The following is an 18178-nucleotide window of genomic DNA, read 5'->3' as shown; positions in this document are numbered from 1 at the left end:
AGGAGTTAATTATGAACAATCAATATAGAGGAATTGCACAACCCTTAAAATTGACGCCGGCAGATTTTGCCTCCAAATCTGAACCCAGATGGTGCCCGGGGTGTGGTGATTATGCCATTTATGCTCAGATGAAAAAAGTTTTACCGGAGTTGGGCATCCCGCGGGAAAAATTTGTTTTTGTCTCAGGAATCGGTTGCTCCAGCCGTTTCCCCTATTACATGAACACTTATGGCGTTCATAGTATCCATGGCCGTGCCCCAACGATTGCCTCCGGAATTCGTTTGGCCAATCCCGACCTGAAAGTTTTTATCATTACCGGTGACGGAGATGGATTAAGTATTGGTGGAAATCATTTTATTCATCTTTGCCGAAGAAATATTGATGTCACCGTTATTCTGTTCAACAACAGAATTTACGGATTAACCAAAGGCCAGTATTCGCCTACTTCGGTAAAGGGCCAGATTACCAAATCGTCGCCTTATGGTTCGTTAGAAAATCCCTTTAATCCGGTATTGATGGCTCTGGCCTCCGGAGCAACTTTTGTCGCCAGAACCATTGACCGCAATCCAAAACACATGGCCGAGATATTACGCCGAGCAGCTGAACACAAGGGAACTTCCTTTGTTGAAGTTTATCAGAATTGTGTGATTTTCAATGACGGCGCTTTTGAAGAATTGTACAGCAAAGATACGAAAGATGATCGTGCCTTGTACATGGAACACGATAAACCCTATGTGTTTGGCAAGAACCACGATAAAGTGTTAAAGTGGAGTTGCAATCGTTTTGAAGTGGTGCCCTATGACCAAGCCAATCCGCCTGAGGACCTGGTTGTGCACGATGAAAATAGCCTGAGTGCGGAAATTGAGTTTGGCCTGGCCAGCTTAACCGACCGACCCGATTTGCCGACGCCGCTCGGTGTGTTCCGTAAAGTGGAAACCGATACTTACGAAGAGTTATTGCAAAAACAGATCGAATTTGTTAAACAGAAAAAAGGAGAAGGAGACCTGAACACCCTTTTTAATTCAGGAAATACCTTCTACATCGAAGATTAATTTAAATAGCAAATTTTTCGATCTTTTGATTAAGGTTGATCATTTTCTGACGAATATTCATTCTGACCAGAATAAAAGAAAATCGTTGGAAAATGGCAGAAGAATCATATAAAATCTTAATCGTCGATGATCAACCAGATAATATAGAGACCATTAAAGATATCCTGGCTCATAATCATTATGATCTGTACAGTGCCAACAATGGCGAAGAGGCGCTGGATTTGTTCAATAAAATAAATCCAGACCTGGTTTTGCTAGATGCCTTAATGCCTGTGATGGATGGTTTTCAGGTTTCGCGGATTATTAAATCCAATCCAGAAACGCAGCTTACGCCAATCATCATGATTACGGCGCTGGACAGTATGCAGGATCGTGTTAAAGGCCTGGAAGCTGGAGTCGATGACTTCATTTCCAGGCCTTTTAATATTTTTGAATTAAAAGCGCGCATCAAAAATCTGTTGCGCATGAAGGAATCCATTGACGAGCTGGAAAATGCCGAACAGGTCATCTTCAGTCTGGCCAAAACGGTTGAGGCCAAAGACAAGTACACCGAAGGTCATTGTAACCGCATGGCAGACCTGGCCGTTGCCCTGGGAGAATATCTGAATTTACCCTCCTCTGAGTTGAAGGTGCTAAAAAGAGCAGGCATTTTACATGACATTGGTAAGATTGCCATCCGTGACGCTATTTTACTCAAACCCGGCAAATTGACTCCAGAAGAATTTGAAATAATTAAGGAGCATCCTAAAATTGGCGTGCAAATCTGTTCGCCATTAAAAACGTTAAAACCGGTTCTGCCTGTCATCCTGTACCATCATGAGCGGTACAACGGAAGTGGGTATCCGGAGGGATTGAAGGGAGAAGAAATCCCGCTGAAGGCGCGCATCATTGGATTGGTCGATTGCTTTGATTCGTTAACTACCAAACGTCCCTACCGCAGAGCTCTGAGGATAAGCGAAGCATTCGAGATAATCGATAAAGAAACGAAAGAAGGTTTGTGGGATCCAAGATTGTATGATGTATTTAAAGAATTGGTTACTCAACCTCACATGCAACAGCAATTTAATGAATGGTACAACCTCTAAGGAAATATAGCTGCAACATTAATCGTCCCCAAATAACAAAACATAGCCACGAATGCCCGAAAGAGCATTTTTTTATTAAAATTACGAATTACGAATTAATTTGCCAAGGGACAAGTTTCCCCATGCGGTGAAGGCCTGTGCCGGTATGTCATTCTGAATCCCCGATTGATCGGGGGGGAAGAATCCCTTACACTTGCATAGCATTCGTAAGCCCAACGTAACTCGAGCTTTAGCTCGAGACTTTCTGTCATTCTTCTCCCGATTTATCGGGAGAAGAATGCTTTCCCCTTGTAAACTGAACACACCTTCTCCACGATTTTCGGGACAGGTTTGTCCTGCCGTAGGACGGGCCAGCCCGTCTGGACGGCTGGCCAGACGGTTGGAGCCAAGCGGAAATCCCGATACTCGGGGACGGGACATCAAACCATTCAACCGTTAAACAGATTTACTTCCTAACACAGCATAAAAATTTCCGCATCCCGCTGTGGCGGAAATAGATCTTTTAAGGGAAGTATTCTAATTTTTTTTCTCCCTGGGAACATTGTACCATGGTACAGGGCGTTATATGTTTTAAAGAAGCATGGAAAGCCATCATTGAAAAACGAAAAGGAGATTTAAAGATGGATCAGAACAAAAGTTTAAAAGCAGCCATTGTTACAGCAATATTGGCCTCGGTCTGCTGTGTAGGGCCTCTCATTTTACTGGCTTTGGGCATAAGCGGAGCTTGGATTGGCAATCTGAGGGCATTAGAACCATACCGTCCCTTTTTTATGATTGTAACTGGCCTGTTATTAGTTTACGCTTTTGTCAGAATTTACCGCAAACCAAAGGCTGAAGATTGTGAGCCTGGTAGTTATTGCGCTAATCCCCGATCAGATAGGATCAACAAAATATCTCTCTGGTCAGTAACCATTATCGTGATAATTTTATTCGCAATTCCCTACCTGGCAAACGATCTGGACGCTAAAGGAGCTCAGGAAAACATTCCCTCTGGTAATGGACGTGCAATCACCATGGAAACAGTCGTTTTAAGCGTACCGGACATGAATTGTCCCTCCTGTCCGGTAACCGTGCGTAAAAGTCTGGAAAAAGTACCGGGCGTCGAGGCCGCCCAGGTTCTTTTTAACCAGCGGCTGGCCATTGTTAAATTCAATCCTCAAAAAGTAAAGGTCAAAGATTTGATTCTGGCCACAACCAATGCTGGCTATCCATCAACAGCCATTCAAAACAACACCAAATCCTCCGGAGGGCAAAATGCCAATTAAAACCATTAAATTAAAAATCAGCGGCATGACCTGCGATCATTGCGCAAAAACCATTGAACAAAAATTGGACAACCCAGGAATTATTGCCAGAGCGATATCGTATCCTGAGCATTCAGGGATTGTTACCTTTGATGCAGAAAAGCTGAGCGCAGAAGATATCGTGCAATTCATTAATCAAACTGGCCACTACCGGGCCCATGATTTTGAAGAGCTTTCTGACCGAACACCGTCTTCAGCCAAACATCTGATTATTATCGGTGGCGGTTCGGCTGCCTTTTCGGCGGCCTTGCAGGGACACGAATCAGGAGCTCGCGTAACCATGATTAACGCGGGCCTGCCCATTGGAGGCACCTGTGTTAATGTGGGTTGTGTGCCTTCCAAAATTTTATTGCGCGCCGCACACGATATGCACCAGGCTCAAAAGACTGTTTATTCGGGAATCCAGAAAAACGCGCAATTGATAAGTTTTAAAGACCTCATCAAAGAAAAAAAAGACATGGTACAAGCGCTACAAGAACAAAAATACATCGATGTGGTCAAAGATCTGCCTGATTTTGAACTGATCGAAGGAAGGGCCAAAATTCTCTCCTCGAATCGCGTAGAAGTTAACGGCAGAATCATTTATGGCGACGCCCTGATCGTCGCCACTGGTGCTGCGCCCTCTCTACCTGCCATCCCTGGATTAGAAGATGTTCCCTTTTTAACTAATGAAACTCTGTACGATTTAGAAGAACTCCCCCGGCACCTGATCATATTAGGCGCTAATTACATCGGTCTGGAAGCAGCTCAGATGTTCGCCCGATTTGGCAGCAAGGTAACGGTTTTAGAAGTACAAAAGCAAATACTTCCTGGTGAGAGTCCGGACATTGCCCGTGAATTACAAAAACACCTTCAGTCAGATGGCATTGAGTTTTTAACTGACACACAAACAACTTTTATCGAGAATGCGGATCAGGGCATCCGACTGAACATTAAACATTCAGGGACTGTTGACCAGCTTAGCGGCAGTCATCTGCTCATTGCCACCGGTCGGCGGGGTAACACAGACCATCTATTTGCTCCGGAGTTGACGGTAGAACTACTGAAAGGCGGCTTTTTAAAAACCAACGACTATCTGGAAACCAATTTACCTGGCGTTTTTGCAGCGGGCGACGTAATCGGTCGGTACATGTTCGTTTACACAGCTGCGCTGGAAGGGAAAATGGCAGCCATTAATGCTCTTTCGCCTAACCGGCAAAAGATCGATTACCAGTTGGTGCCCTGGGTCATTTTTACCGATCCCCAGGTCGCTGGAATTGGCCTGGACGAATCACAGGCCATTGAGGCCGGCTACCAGGCAGAGAGTGCCATTCTTCCAGTAAAACATATTCCGCGATTCATAGTCTCAAAAGAAGACAGAGGTTTTATCAAATTAATCCGCGACGCCAAAAGCGACCGTTTGTTAGGAGCACGCATCGTGGCACCGGAGGGTTCAGAATTATTGATGGAAATAGCCATGGGAATGAAATTTGGTATTACCATCGCTCAATTGCGCGATATGCTGCATCCTTACTTAACCGCAACCGAAGGCGTTAAATTAGCGGCTATTACATTCTCAAAAAGTGTGGAAAAGTTAAGCTGTTGCGCTACCTGAAATTTAGAATATTTCCCTTAAAACTTCTATCCCGCATGGCGGGATGCGGAAATTTTTATGCTGTGTTAGGAAGTAAATCTGTTGAATTGTTGAATTGTTGATTGGTTGAATAAGCATCGGGCCGACCATTGGTCGTGAATGGGGTACGTGTAAGAAATCCCCAATACATGTTAAAATTTCACACTCAAGTCTTCCCCCTCTCCCAGATTTTTATTCTGGGAAAGGGGGATCGAGGGGTTGAGGGCTAATTCGTGAAATGACTTCCGCTGTTAGAGGAGTAAAGTTAAGAGTATAAGAGTATATGAGTGTAAGAGTTAAAGGGTTCCGCGGTATCGGCCTGTCATTTTTTAAAGAAGTTTTTTGGTTGCGGTTCTGCTGCTTTAAATTTTTAATCTGGATAAAAATTTGTTACATTTAACAGTGCGGTTTTAAGGGAATAACGTATGACAACGCGTAGAGGCCTTTTAAAAAAATTGATTGCTCTGCCATTGGTAGGGCCGGCTCTGGCTAAAAAATTGATCGCCGGCGCTGAGGAGCGGGAAATATTTATCAACAAATTCAGCGTGGCCGGTTTTCGCTTTTACGAGGGCGAAGCGTTGTTGCCGCAAATGAAAACGGGCCAGGTTTTGCAGTTGCAGCTCGATCCTGAAAACGAATACGATAGGTACGCGGTCAAAATTTTGTACAAAGGAAGGCACATCGGTTTTGTGCCCAGAAGCGACAACAAACACATTTGCCGTCTGCTTCGTCAGCAAGTAAAACTAATCTGCCGTATTGCCGCCATTCGTCCGGATGAGGTGCCCTGGCAAATGGTACAGGTTAAGGTTTGGTTAGCCATAAAATTCGGAGCGGACAGGTTTACAAAAATTTAGTAATTGGGAAATTGAAACTCAAAAAACTAAGAACTAATGACGAGTAATACAAATTTGAAATAGAAGTGCATAATTTAGCAAAATTTTCTTTGTATTACATTTGATAAGCTAATGTTAAACCTAATCGCAAGCCTTTCCATTCAGGATTGACAGGATGGTTTTTATGAAATATTTTTGCCTTAAATTGCTCACTGTACCTTAAATCTAAAACAGGCAAATCCCATTCATAACCTAAATAAAATCCAATCTTCCATTGATTATGCTTAAAACGGTAGCCGACAGCAGGTTCCAGGCTCAAACTTAATCCCCAGAACTTACTTTTAATTGAATCCTTTTCTTCTCCAATTTTTAATTCTTCATTAATAATCAACCAGTTAATCATTTGTCCTACGGACAAAGCAAAATAAACTTCGTTCTTTTGGTCAAAAAGAATGGATTTTTCAGTGAAAATTCCTAACAGCATTCGACGTACAATCATATCCTGAAAAATTGCTCCTGAATAATCACTATAGGTATTTCTGCTTCCTGTTGAACTATAATTTAAATAAAAGCCCCATGGATTCTTCTTTAAAGGGAAGTAATAAGTGAATGTGTAACTAAAAAAAGCAGGGAAATTTTCAGTATTTGCTAACTCAGGTATTCTTTTTTGGCCTTCATTTAACAGCTCTTTATTAAAGCTTTTTAGATCGTTCATCGCAAATGTAGAAAAACCAATTTTAAATTCACAGCGAGAAGATGTTTTTTCAGTCGTTTGCGCCCAAATATTAATAAAAATGACAAATATCAATAAGATTGTGTGTTTAAAAATTTTCATGATCAAATTACCATTTTACTTTCATAAATGAAGCCCCGGAATGATATTCTGAAAAGAACAGCATATCTTTCTGAAAATAAAAATGGGTGGTTTCTAAAAAATCCTCATCAAAAGTAACTTTAATTTCTTTAATCAATTGACCATTTTCCAGACTGTAAATACGAAAAGTCTGATTCTCTCTGGTAAACCCACCCAGTAAATGACCATATAAATCAATGGATGGTCGATACAGATCTTTTTCTATGGGAAAGGTCTTAATCAAAGTGTTGTCTTCAATCTGATAGACAGCTATTTGTTGATTCGCAGTTAATATGTATTGTCCAGGATCTTCGGCAAAAACAAAATGCATCACATCAGGGATGGAATAGAGTTTTGTTAATAATAGATTTCCTCGTACTTTGTAAATGGTTTTATTTTCGAATAATAAATAATCTCCATTGGAAGAAATTTGCACGATTCTACCATAACCAGCATAGGACAAATCGAATAGTTTGCGTTTGTGTGGAAAATCATAAACCACATTGTGGTAGTTTTTTTTGTCAAAAAAGACAATCCAGCCTTGATTTGATACCATAAAATCCTTAAAGATGGGCGCCTCTCCCCAGAGATCTCTTATTTGAGCCGATTCCAGCACTTCTTCAATTTTGAGGGGATTGACGCGATAAAAAATCAACTTATCGCTTGCTCTTGATTTTCTAAATGCCCATTGTCCATCCGGTGAAAAATTAATAAGCTGATAGATTTTTTGGCGAAACGTTGTGTCTGATAAAAATGAACTGAACGCCCTTAAACCATCACTTTGTAAAAGACAAAAGTCGCCTCGGGAAGGTACATACGCTACCCGTTCAATATAATCGGTTTTCTGCCCTTTGAAAAAGTGTTGAGAAGTTAATGGGTATTCACGGTTATTAATTTGAACTTTCAGGCTATAAGATATGGGTAAACCAAAGGTAGCTTGTGTGTCAATAAAAACGCACTGCTTAATATCAGAGATGATTATTTCCCGAGAACTTATTAATTCGTGATTAAATTTCATGGGACCCATTTCTAATTTGTAGGCCTGTAAATACTTTTGGGCAGGAATTTGTGGCCAGGATACTTTGATAGCTCCATCCTCTGTGTTCTCAAAACTGAGCAGGTTTGATTGTTTTACCCCTATAGTTGAAGCAGAAGATTTGTAAGTACGATCACGAGCCAACATAGATACATAATAGCTCATTTCACCGCCGAAATAGCTGGAATCGATAAATGTATGTTGATGACGGTTTTTGATGACCGCAATGGTATCTATTAGATAATTTTTATATGTTCTAATAATTTTACATTCTTGAAAATTATCATACGGATACTTTGTCCATTCGATCACTGGTAAATGATCTTCATTAAATGATGTTTGAATAGATATTTTACCGGAAAAACCTCTATTATCAAAATAAAATGGATACTCTTTAGATATGACATAAGCTTCCATGTCCAAATTATCTGCGAGACTTCCAGTTTCTGACTTTAAATAGATTATTAATTTTAGCAGATGAAGTCCATTGGTAATCTTATTAATTGAAATTTTAATTGTTTGTTGCTTCTCATCTTGATAAAGGTATGAAGGCACATATTCATCATCAATGTAAGCATCAACTTTTAGAATTGGTTTGGATGGTTCACTGGCAAGCACATAATTTATGTTGATCCTATCCCAGAATCTAAGTGTATCAGATGGCGCATCTACGCCAAAATAAATAGTTATTGGCTTCGGTTTTTCGATATGATGAAAATTTTCTGAATCGGGTTGATAATCCAGGACGTCGCAGGAAATGCTTGCCAACAATACGAAAAAAAGTAAAAATCGGGGCGCCATCATCGTTTATTTTTTAATTTTACAAAACTATTTACCAATGACGGAGCGCAAAGCGCTCAAATGTAAGAAAAAGTTAATTAATTTTTAAACTTTTGTAAAGGAAAAATTTGTTTAAGGCCAGGCCGATGGCAACCGATCCTTAATAAGCCCCCCCATTCCACAACGTAAATACCCTTTCTATTATAACCCGGAATGAAGAGCTGTTCTGGAATGTAAAAATTTTTATCACATAAAACAGGCGTAACAGGTTGTCCGCCTGTAGTGAAATATTAAAGCGGATCATTCTCTGTAACGTTTCCTTGTATTGAGGGTAAATTGCGTAAAAGTTTTTGGCATTTAAAATAGGAATCCAATATTCCATAAAATCCGCTATCTCCGCATCTGAAAAACCGCTTTCTTTTAGATTGTTTGTAAAAAAGAACCTTAAACTATCCCCTGGCACGACCCAACCTTTCTGGTATGGATACAAATCAGGCGCTCGCCCCTCATAAAAAAGAAATTGGTAATGATTATTGATTAAACCATCTGGTTCAACAGTGATGTTACAACCGTTCTGATATTGGGGAATGGTTTTAATTAAAAAGCCGCCATTGGGGAAATCGATTATCAGCGAAAGCTGAAGTTCTTGTGGCGGATACAAATAGATATCTAGTTTCATGAAAACTGGTCCAACATAGGCTGAATCTTTGTCTTCTGTTTCGGTTATGGTGGTAGGAATAGAACGGCTTACTTAATAGAAGCAAAAAGTAAATCGCAAAAATAAAGGCCAATGGTTTCATGAATTTAATCTTTTGTTTTAGTGACCTATTTCTAAAAACCAAAAATGTTACAAAAACATCATTTTCACCATTTTGTGGCAATTTAAAGCAAAAGTTTGAAAACAAAGTTTACAGCTTTGGTAAAAATGTAAAGGTTGGGCACAGTTTGAGAAACCGCTTTGTTTGTTGACTAAAAACAAACTTTAACGGGTTCGATTTCCCAGCCAAAAACAACCAATTGTTGACGATATTTTCAAATACAAATTTAACGATATTTTAGCGAGGGATATCATTTTCTTTGATCTGGAAATGCACAACCAGTCTCCCTACGATTACCAGGATGTTTTTGTTGGATTGTATCTGGATGCCGATCTTTACCATGCGCTGGCCGACGGCCGATTTAACGGTCGCAGCAATGATGACGATGCTGTGGGCTTTAATCAGGATTTGTCTTCTACGATCAGGAAAGAAACAGGCTTTACTGGGCTTACAGATGAGAAATCCCTACCAATTGCAGATAAATTGAGTTGGCTTTGAAAAATTTGGCATTAACTGTCAAATCAGGGATATAAATTTGGCAATCAATGTGTCCAAAAAAACATGCTAATATTTAATATTTACAGCGTGTTAAACATAAAGATATAAGATAATTAATTTTTTTCTTGACAATCGAAAAAAAAAAGATTAAACTAACACAGAGATAAAAACGTTTGCAAATAAAATGATATAAAGAAATATAAAATGAATAAAAACAATATGAAAAGGTTACCATAGATGAGCACGCTAAAAGAAGTTGCCAGAAAAGCCGATGTTTCTATTTCTACAGTATCGCGTGTATTGAATAATGATCCTCATGTTGACCCCAAGACCCGCTCTAAGGTGCTTAAAATCATTAAAAAATTAAATTATCATCCCAATCGTGTAGCCCGACGATTGCGAGTTAGTAAAGGGTATGGAAATCTTATAGGGTTATTGATACCGGATATTCGCAATCCCTTTTATGTTGAGGTGGTGCGAGGTGTGGAAGAGGCGGCAATGGAAAAGAACTATGCTTTTATTATGTCTAATTTTTCGCAGGATATTGAGAGAGAAAAAATGTATTTAGATATTATGGTTTCTGAATCGATTGATGGCTTGATAGTTGCTCCAGCTAATGAAAATGACAAGATAATAAAGGAATTGATCGAGAGTGGATTTCCGGTGGTATGTATTGACCGTTGGATGCAAAATGTCGAAGTGGATTCAGTGGTAGTTAATAATAAAGAGGGCGTCAAAAAAGCCATTAACTATTTAATCTCTCTTGGGCATCATCGAATTGCTTTTATTTCAGGCCCTTTAGATATCCCAACTTACCAGGAGCGATTAAAAGGATATCAAGAAGCATTATATGAAAATGGAATCCCTCTGGATAATAATTTAATTAAAATAGGTGATTCCACACATCAAAGCGGTTGCGAATTAACTACTGAATTAATCCAAATGACGCACCAGCCTACGGCTATTTTTACAGCTAATAATCTACTAACTTTAGGTGCGCTTGAAGTTTTGCATCTGAATAAAATTGTTATCCCGGATCAACTCTCCGTCATTGGGTTTGATGATATGTACTGGTCAATTTCATTAAATCCACCGTTAACTGCAGTTAGTCAACCAGGTTTTGACATTGGGCAACGTGCCGCTGAATTGTTGTTTTTACGAATGCAAAATCCTGGCCGATCAGCAGCTCAGGTAGTTTTAAATACGCAATTAATAATTCGTGAATCATGCATATCTCCTCAAATTAAAAGTAAGGGGTAGATAATGAAAAGAAGTTTGTCTGCTATATCAGTTTTAGTAAGTATTCTTTTAACAATTGTATTGTTAAATCATTGTAAACAAAGTACACCGCCACCATCTACAAAGAAAGCTCTTGATATTGTGTTGTCACCGAGTTTTACATACTTTGGCCACATTCCTCTAACCAGTATGGCCCATCGTCCTGTTGTGGTTTTTAACAGTAGTGGTGAAACGGCCAAGATTCAAGAAATCAAAATTACAGGAAGTGATGCGAATACGTTTCAATGCAACTTAAAGAATGAAGATATGCCCATTAGTCTGAGTCCTTTAGAATTTGTACAATTAGATATTCAATTCAAACCTGTAAATGCGAAAAAAGCTTTGGCTTATCTGGAAATTGTGACAACAAGTGGCACTTTTATTGACACTCTGAATGGGTTCGGGGTTTCTTCAACCAGCGGCATTACAACATTTGAGCGCATCATTGGTTCACCTGAGGACAACTCTGCAAGTGATGTAATTAAAACCGCTGATGGGGGCTTGTTAATGGTCGGTTCGACAATCCCTTCTGTTGCTGATGATTATTCTGATGTTTATGTAGTGAAAACAAATGGATTAGGTGAGGTTCAATGGGAAAAGAACTACGGTGGTAATGAAACCGATGGCGCTAACAGTGTTGTGGCCACTGATGATGGAGGATATTTAATAGTCGGAACAACCGAGAGCTTTGGAGCTGGTGGCGAAGATGTTTATCTCGTTAAAATAGACGCTCACGGTGTAGAACTGTGGTACAAAACTTTAGGAAGCGCCTTTAATGATGTGATAAATCAGATTATTTTGCTTCCTACTGGTGGATTTTTATTAGTGGGTGCGATTATAAAATCCAGTGGACAGGATCGTGATGCCTGGGTAGTGAAGATAGATAATAGTGGTAATGAGAAATGGAGCAAAACATTTGGGTCCTCAGCAGGCGGAGAAACTTTTTATGGTCTTCAGGAGGCCAACGATAACGGCTTTTATCTTGTGGGGGCTACAACTAGTTTCGGAATGGGGGGATTTGATGTGTATCTTGTAAAAATCGATGCAGAAGGAAATGAACAATGGTATAAAACTTATGGTGGACCAGATTGGGATGAAGGAAGAAATATAAAAAAATTACCAGATGGAAATTTAATCATTTGCGGATATACGGCCAGTAAGGGGGCCGGTGCCCGAGACATTTATGTGTTGAAAATAGATCAAGATGGAAACCCTATCTGGGAAAAAACTTTTGGTACATCCAATAATGATGGTGCAAATAGTTTGTTAGTAGATACGGAAGGTAATATTTTTATTGCTGGCTCTACGGTAAATCGAATTACTGAACAAAGGCAATATGTTGACATCTATATGCTTAATCTTAATTCAAGTGGACAGTTAATTTGGGAAAAAACTTTGGGGGGTAAAAATAATGATAGTATTAGCAAATTGATTTTTGATGATGATGGTGGCATAATTGGGTGTGGAACTACAGATAGTTTTAGTAAAGCTTCTGATGTTTATTTAATTAAATTTCCAGTCTCGGGCTTTGATTTCTAAGCCATGGGTTAAAATTTGGAGACATGCCTTTTTAAAACGTTTCATTTAATAGAAAGGAGCTAATTATGAGGCGTTTCAATCATTTATTTTTTTGCGGCCTGGTGTTTTGTCTGATCATTGTAGGGATGAGCAATATTTATGCCCAGAATTATGGCAAAATTGCCGGCATTATTACGGATGACCAGACAGGGGAATATTTACCAGGGGCAAATGTATTTCTGAAAGGCACTAAAATAGGAACGACATCGGATCGTTTTGGAATGTTTTATCTTGATAAAGTGCCTTTTAGTGATTACACACTGGTCGTTCAGTACATAGGGTATCAAGAATTTTCCAAACCCATCAGTCTTTCAGCTCAAAAGCCACAACTTAAACTTGATATTAAGTTAAAAATTACGGCGATTCCAGGCGAAGAGATCGAAGTGGTGAGCTATGTTCATGGACAGGCAAAAGCAATGAGTCAGCAGCTCAATGCCACTAATATTACAAACGTCCTCTCGCGGGAGGAGATGGAGCGCCTACCCGATTTGAACACAGCCGAAGTGCTACAGCGCATACCAGGTGTGGCGATTCAAAGAAGTCTTGGTGAAGGACGTTTTGTTTATTTGCGTGGAACTGAGCCAAGATTAACGACAGTACAGGTGGACGGCCAATCTATTGCTTCGCCACAGGATGAGGAACGTTTTGTTGGCCTGGATGTTATTAATACCGGACAATTAGCTTATATGGAAGTCGTAAAAGCCATTACACCAGATTTGGATGGTGATGCGATCGGAGGTATTGTTAATCTAATTACTCATAGCGCCTTTGATTACAAAGGAAGGCATTTAGACCTTGATTTAGGTAGTGGATATTCATACCTGGCTGGTAAACCTATTTATCGGGGTTCATTAACTTATAGTAATATTTTTGGAAGTAATTCGCAATTTGGAGTTACTTTTAATGCCAACTGGTATCGAAACAACATTGTAGCCCATTCTGATGAATTGGACTGGGGAGATGAGGAAGATGCCAATGGAAATACCATCCCTTTTGCATTGCAAGATTTCCGTCTTTACAACTATAATACTACACGGGATCACTACGGATTGAGTACGACTTTAGAATACAAAATAAATGATAAAAACCAGTTTTTTGTAAAAGGCATGTTCAACCAACGCAATGACGACCAATTAAGAGATATGGTTCGTTATCGAGTCAAAAAAGGCGATTATTTGGATGCAACTACGGTTAGCAAAGCGCGTTTAGCATACGAAATGCAAGCGCGTGATGAAGTGCAAAAAATTTATTCAATTAGCGCTGGAGGGAAACACCAATTTGGTCTGGCCCGAATGGATTATTCAATCTTTTACAGTTATGGTGATGAAACCAAAAAAAATCCAGGACAAATTAAATCGGAGTTTCAACTGGATGAGAAGGTAGACCTGAAAATGGACTTATCAGATGTTGATTTCCCTAAAATTACCACAACCAATGTTGATCAGGCATACATCTTAGACCCTACGCATTGGGAAATCGATAATCAAGACTATAAAGAGACATTCACCTCTAACAAAAAGACTATTGGTGATCTTAATTTGAGTTTACCGACAACCATTGGTAATATTTTTACAAAAATTAAAATAGGCGGAAAATTTAAATTAAACCAAAAAGACCGGGATAGTAAACGGTGGAAATACAAATGGAAGGGTGATCAAGATATTTTTATGAGTAATTTTGTGAAAGCTGATAAGGTCGATGACTTTTTACTTGGACATTATACGTTTGGTCCAGTAATGAATACCGATCATTATTGGGATTTTTTTAATAAATATCGGGCTCAAAACGACGGCTTAAGAGAATATATTCGTCTGGATGATACGGATGGAGCTGGAGGAAAATATACCGCTACAGAAGATATTTTTGCTGGTTATGCTATGGCCGGATTTGATCTTGGGAAATTTAATTTTCTGATAGGAGCCAGGGATGAATTAACAAAGACATCTTATGAAGGATTCCGTTTATTGTATGATAGTAACGGTGATTTTGTGAGCATGGATAAAGTTAAGCAGACCAACGCCTATAACAACATTTTGCCGTCTTTTCATGTTCGTTATCGTTTAAATCCATTAAGTAATTTACGTTTTGCGGTAACAACTGGGATTGCGCGTCCCAACTATTTTGATCTTGCGCCATATCAATGGATTTTCCCGGAAAGTCAGGAGATCCTGAAAGGAAATCCGGATTTAAAACCAACTAATTCGTTAAATGTGGATTTTCTGGTTGAAAGATATTTCGCAAGAATTGGCGGTGTATCCATTGGATTGTTTTACAAGGATATGAAAAATATTATTTACCATAATGTAATCAGACAACAAGGAGGTACATTTGATGGTTACTTTGTAGAACAACCAATCAATGGTGGCGACGCAGCGTTGTTCGGTATCGAAGTCGGTTATACTCAGCAATTGACCTTTTTACCGGGTATCTGGAGCGGTCTTGGCGTTTTCGGTAATTATACCTTTACTAAATCAAAAGCCAACCTCACCTATCGTCCTGACTACAAAACCATCCCAGGACAAGCTGCTGACGTGGGTAACTTTGGAATTAGTTATGATAAATATGGCTTGACCGCGCGTTTAAGTGTAAATTATACAAGCGAATTGCTTTATAAAGTCGGTGATACGCCCGATTACGATCGTTATACCGATAAAAGAGCACAAGTTGATTTTTCTGCCTCCTACCAGATTATAAAAGGATTGAGTTTTTACTTGCAAATGATCAATTTAACGAATGCACCCCAGAGAGAATACTTTGGAATTTCTACCCGACCGCGGTTAAACCAATATCAGTCCTGGTGGATGCGCACGGGAATAAAATTCAAGATGTAAATTTTACATGCTTAAACATCCCTTAACCTTGACCGTGGAATTCCCCGGTCAAGGTTTTATTCGCATTAATGAAAAGGAATGCCGATGAAACGTAGAACGTTCTTATCCCACCTTACCAGTATTTCACTAATAACGGCAGGTTCACCGTTATTAGCACATATTTTTGATTCGGATACTTCGACAACCGGTAAAAACTGGAATATTGTTTTTATCCTTTCGGATGACCAGGGATGGAATCAGGTTGGTTATCATAATCTGAACCAATATTACGAAACCCCAAATATCGATCGAATTGCACATGAAGGCATCTATTTCACAGATGCTTATAGCGCTGCGCCGGTCTGCTCTCCTGCACGGGCTAGCATTTTAACAGGGAAATATCCTGCACGCCTCCATTTAACGGATTATCTTCCGGGCAATTCCTATCCTTATGCTAAATTAAAAACAGTGAAACAAGTACGTGCTTTACCGTTATCTGAAGTGACCATAGCGGAAATGCTGAAAACAAAAGGTTATACAACAGGACATTTTGGCAAATGGCATCTAAATTATGATAAACATTACCAACCAGGGCGTCCAGGCGATCCCGCTTCGCAGGGATTCGATGATGTTTTGACTACAGTAAAACCAAAATTTAATGCGGATCCCGATAACGATGCGCATCATGCAAAACTTATTACCAGAAGGGCGCTTGAGTTTATTGAAAAAAATAAAAATCGTCCCTTTTTTGCTTTTGTTGCTCATCATGTGGTTCATAGGCCGATAATGGAGAACAAAGATTTAATTAATTATTTTAAAACGAAAGCGCATCATAATGATCCGGTGAATAATCCGATCATGGCGGCAATGATATGGCGTATGGACCATGAAATAGGTAAAATTTTAAAAAAATTAGATGAGTTAGGTTTAACTGAAAACACAGTCGTTATTTTCTTCTCAGATAATGGTGGCTTCAAGTATTTACAGGATCAGGCGCCTTTGCGAGGCGGCAAAGCCATGGTTTTTGAAGGTGGGATTCGTGTGCCGTTGGCAATTCGGTGGCCGGGTGTCATTAAGCCTGGCAGAGTATGTCATGAACCTGTCATTTCCAATGATTTTTTCCCGACCATTGCCGATATTGCCGGTATTAAATTAAAAAACAACAGGGTCGATGGCGTTAGTCTTTTACCAGTCTTAACCGCCCGGGGGCATTTGCCTGAGAGAGCATTATATTGGCATTATCCACATTATCATAGGCAGGGCTACAAACCATCCGGAGCTATTCGTTTTAAAAATTTTAAGTTAATTGAATGGTATGAACAAACATTGCTTAACGAAGAGCATCAAGTCGATTTGTTTAATATTTCTGAAGATATCAGCGAAAGCTTTAATTTAGCTAATCAAATGCCAGAAAAAGTCCAACAACTTCGTGCTATGTTCCATCAGTGGTTAAAAGAGGTCAATGCGCAACAGATGACAGTTAATCCAGATTTTGATCCCAAAAAACAATACTGGCCAGAAAAAAACTGGCCACTTAATAAGGATTATGAGTATTTGGACATGTTATTCCCTGACAAACAAAAATAAAGAGCGGTGCAAATATGAAAATGCTTAGTATTTTTTATCCCAAAAAAATAGTTTTTGGGCAAGGCTCTTTTGAGCAATTTTTAAGTGATATTAAAAATTCGACTTTTAACACGGTTTTTGTTATTTCGATTCAAGATGTACTACCGTTAATCGAAAAACCTTTAAAAGAGCTTGAACAAAAACATAAAAAAGTTATTCTGGATTTGTCCATTCATCGTGAACCAACCTATGGGGATTTTGAAAAAATATTATCAAAAGCACGTCAATCTTCTGCCGATGTGGTCGTTGGGATTGGAGGGGGGAGTTCTCTTGATGTGGCTAAGTTAGTTGCAGCTCAATTAAAAAACAGTCAGAGCTTTGCTGATATTGTAGGGATTGGGCGTTTAAAAGGTCGAACAACGCCGTTAATTTGCCTGCCAACAACAGCAGGCACAGGGAGCGAAGTATCGCCGAATGCTATTTTGTTAGATGAAAAAGAACAATTAAAAAAAGGCGTGGTCAGTCCTCATTTAATGCCGGATGCTTCTTATGTCGATCCCTGGTTAACACACACCGTACCGCCATCTGTAACCGCTTCAACAGGTATTGATGCTTTAACGCATTGTATTGAAGCTTACACCAACAAATTTGCCCATCCCATGATTGACACTATCGCCTTAGAAGGCATACGTTTGATTGGAGAAAATTTAGTGCCTGCGGTGAAGGATGGAAGAAATATGAAGGCACGTTCGGCAATGGCTTTAGGAAGCATGTATGGAGGTATGTGTTTAGGACCAGTTAATACCGCTGCGGTTCATGCATTATCCTATCCTCTGGGGGGAGAATTTCATATTCCACATGGTGTTTCAAATGCTGTTTTGTTGCCTTATGTAATGAATTTTAACCTTTGGGCTGCAAAAAAACGTTATGCGAATGTGGCTAAGGCGTTGGGTGTTAAGACAGGAGGAGCCCTTGAAAAAATCGCCCAAGACGGTGTAGAAAAAGTTTTTGAACTATTAAGGATTTGTCAATTGCCGAAGCGTTTATATGAATTAAATGTTCCTCACGAGGAAAT

Annotated in this window: 14 protein-coding genes; 11 read left to right on the top strand and 3 right to left on the bottom strand. The window is 39.5% G+C overall.

Annotation, left to right across the window (positions count from 1 at the left end; translation table 11 throughout):
- Positions 1 to 11: 11 nt before the first annotated feature.
- The 5 genes from ACWB0I_RS04235 (at position 12) to ACWB0I_RS04215 (ending at position 5907) form a co-directional block, all read left to right on the top strand.
- Entirely contained in the window at positions 12 to 1052 is a 1041-nt protein-coding gene (locus ACWB0I_RS04235) for a 2-oxoacid:ferredoxin oxidoreductase subunit beta (RefSeq protein WP_479386793.1), read from the top strand.
- 92 nt (positions 1053 to 1144) lie between these two features.
- Positions 1145 to 2137 carry an HD domain-containing phosphohydrolase gene (locus ACWB0I_RS04230; RefSeq protein WP_479386792.1) on the top strand — a complete coding sequence of 331 codons (993 nt, stop codon included), beginning with the start codon at positions 1145 to 1147 and terminating at the stop codon, positions 2135 to 2137.
- A gap of 620 nt (positions 2138 to 2757) precedes the next feature.
- Positions 2758 to 3402 (top strand): mercuric transporter MerT family protein, encoded by a 645-nt coding sequence (locus ACWB0I_RS04225; protein WP_479386791.1) that lies wholly within the window; start codon positions 2758 to 2760, stop codon positions 3400 to 3402.
- Positions 3392 to 5035 (top strand): mercury(II) reductase, encoded by a 1644-nt coding sequence (merA, locus tag ACWB0I_RS04220; RefSeq protein ID WP_479386790.1) that lies wholly within the window; start codon positions 3392 to 3394, stop codon positions 5033 to 5035. The genes ACWB0I_RS04225 and merA overlap by 11 nt, the downstream gene beginning before the upstream one ends.
- Positions 5036 to 5478: 443 nt before the next feature.
- Positions 5479 to 5907, top strand: coding sequence for an HIRAN domain-containing protein (locus tag ACWB0I_RS04215; RefSeq protein WP_479386789.1), 429 nt, complete (start codon positions 5479 to 5481; stop codon positions 5905 to 5907).
- Between the two features lie 94 nt (positions 5908 to 6001).
- Here ACWB0I_RS04215 and ACWB0I_RS04210 read toward each other — a convergent pair whose 3' ends face one another.
- The 3 genes from ACWB0I_RS04210 to ACWB0I_RS04200 all read right to left on the bottom strand — a co-directional run bounded on the left by ACWB0I_RS04210 (position 6002) and on the right by ACWB0I_RS04200 (position 9234).
- Positions 6002 to 6721 (bottom strand): hypothetical protein, encoded by a 720-nt coding sequence (locus ACWB0I_RS04210; RefSeq protein ID WP_479386788.1) that lies wholly within the window; start codon positions 6719 to 6721, stop codon positions 6002 to 6004.
- Positions 6722 to 6728: 7 nt separating this feature from the next.
- Entirely contained in the window at positions 6729 to 8579 is a 1851-nt protein-coding gene (locus ACWB0I_RS04205; RefSeq protein WP_479386787.1) for a hypothetical protein, read from the bottom strand.
- Between the two features lie 136 nt (positions 8580 to 8715).
- The gene (locus ACWB0I_RS04200) at positions 8716 to 9234 is read right to left on the bottom strand and encodes a hypothetical protein (protein WP_479386786.1); all 519 of its coding nucleotides are present in this window, start codon (positions 9232 to 9234) and stop codon (positions 8716 to 8718) included.
- A 409-nt stretch (positions 9235 to 9643) separates the two neighbouring features.
- Between ACWB0I_RS04200 and ACWB0I_RS04195 the strand changes: the two genes are divergently transcribed.
- The 6 genes from ACWB0I_RS04195 to ACWB0I_RS04170 all read left to right on the top strand — a co-directional run.
- Entirely contained in the window at positions 9644 to 9871 is a 228-nt protein-coding gene (locus ACWB0I_RS04195; protein ID WP_479386785.1) for a hypothetical protein, read from the top strand.
- Between the two features lie 237 nt (positions 9872 to 10108).
- A complete protein-coding gene (locus tag ACWB0I_RS04190; protein ID WP_479386784.1) occupies positions 10109 to 11131 on the top strand; it encodes a LacI family DNA-binding transcriptional regulator in 1023 nt (340 codons plus the stop codon).
- Positions 11132 to 11134: 3 nt separating this feature from the next.
- The gene (locus tag ACWB0I_RS04185; protein WP_479386783.1) at positions 11135 to 12688 is read left to right on the top strand and encodes an outer membrane protein assembly factor BamB family protein; all 1554 of its coding nucleotides are present in this window, start codon (positions 11135 to 11137) and stop codon (positions 12686 to 12688) included.
- Positions 12689 to 12753: 65 nt separating this feature from the next.
- Positions 12754 to 15558 carry a TonB-dependent receptor gene (locus ACWB0I_RS04180; RefSeq protein WP_479386782.1) on the top strand — a complete coding sequence of 935 codons (2805 nt, stop codon included), beginning with the start codon at positions 12754 to 12756 and terminating at the stop codon, positions 15556 to 15558.
- Positions 15559 to 15642: 84 nt separating this feature from the next.
- On the top strand, positions 15643 to 17124 hold the full coding sequence (locus ACWB0I_RS04175; RefSeq protein ID WP_479386781.1) for a sulfatase: 1482 nt from the start codon (positions 15643 to 15645) through the stop codon (positions 17122 to 17124).
- Positions 17125 to 17138: 14 nt separating this feature from the next.
- Positions 17139 to 18178 (top strand): iron-containing alcohol dehydrogenase (locus ACWB0I_RS04170; RefSeq protein WP_479386780.1); only part of this gene is annotated, 1040 nt, incomplete at its 3' end.

The sequence above is a fragment of the Caldithrix sp. genome (assembly GCF_056497305.1).
This window is presented reverse-complemented; position numbering and strand designations above follow the sequence as displayed.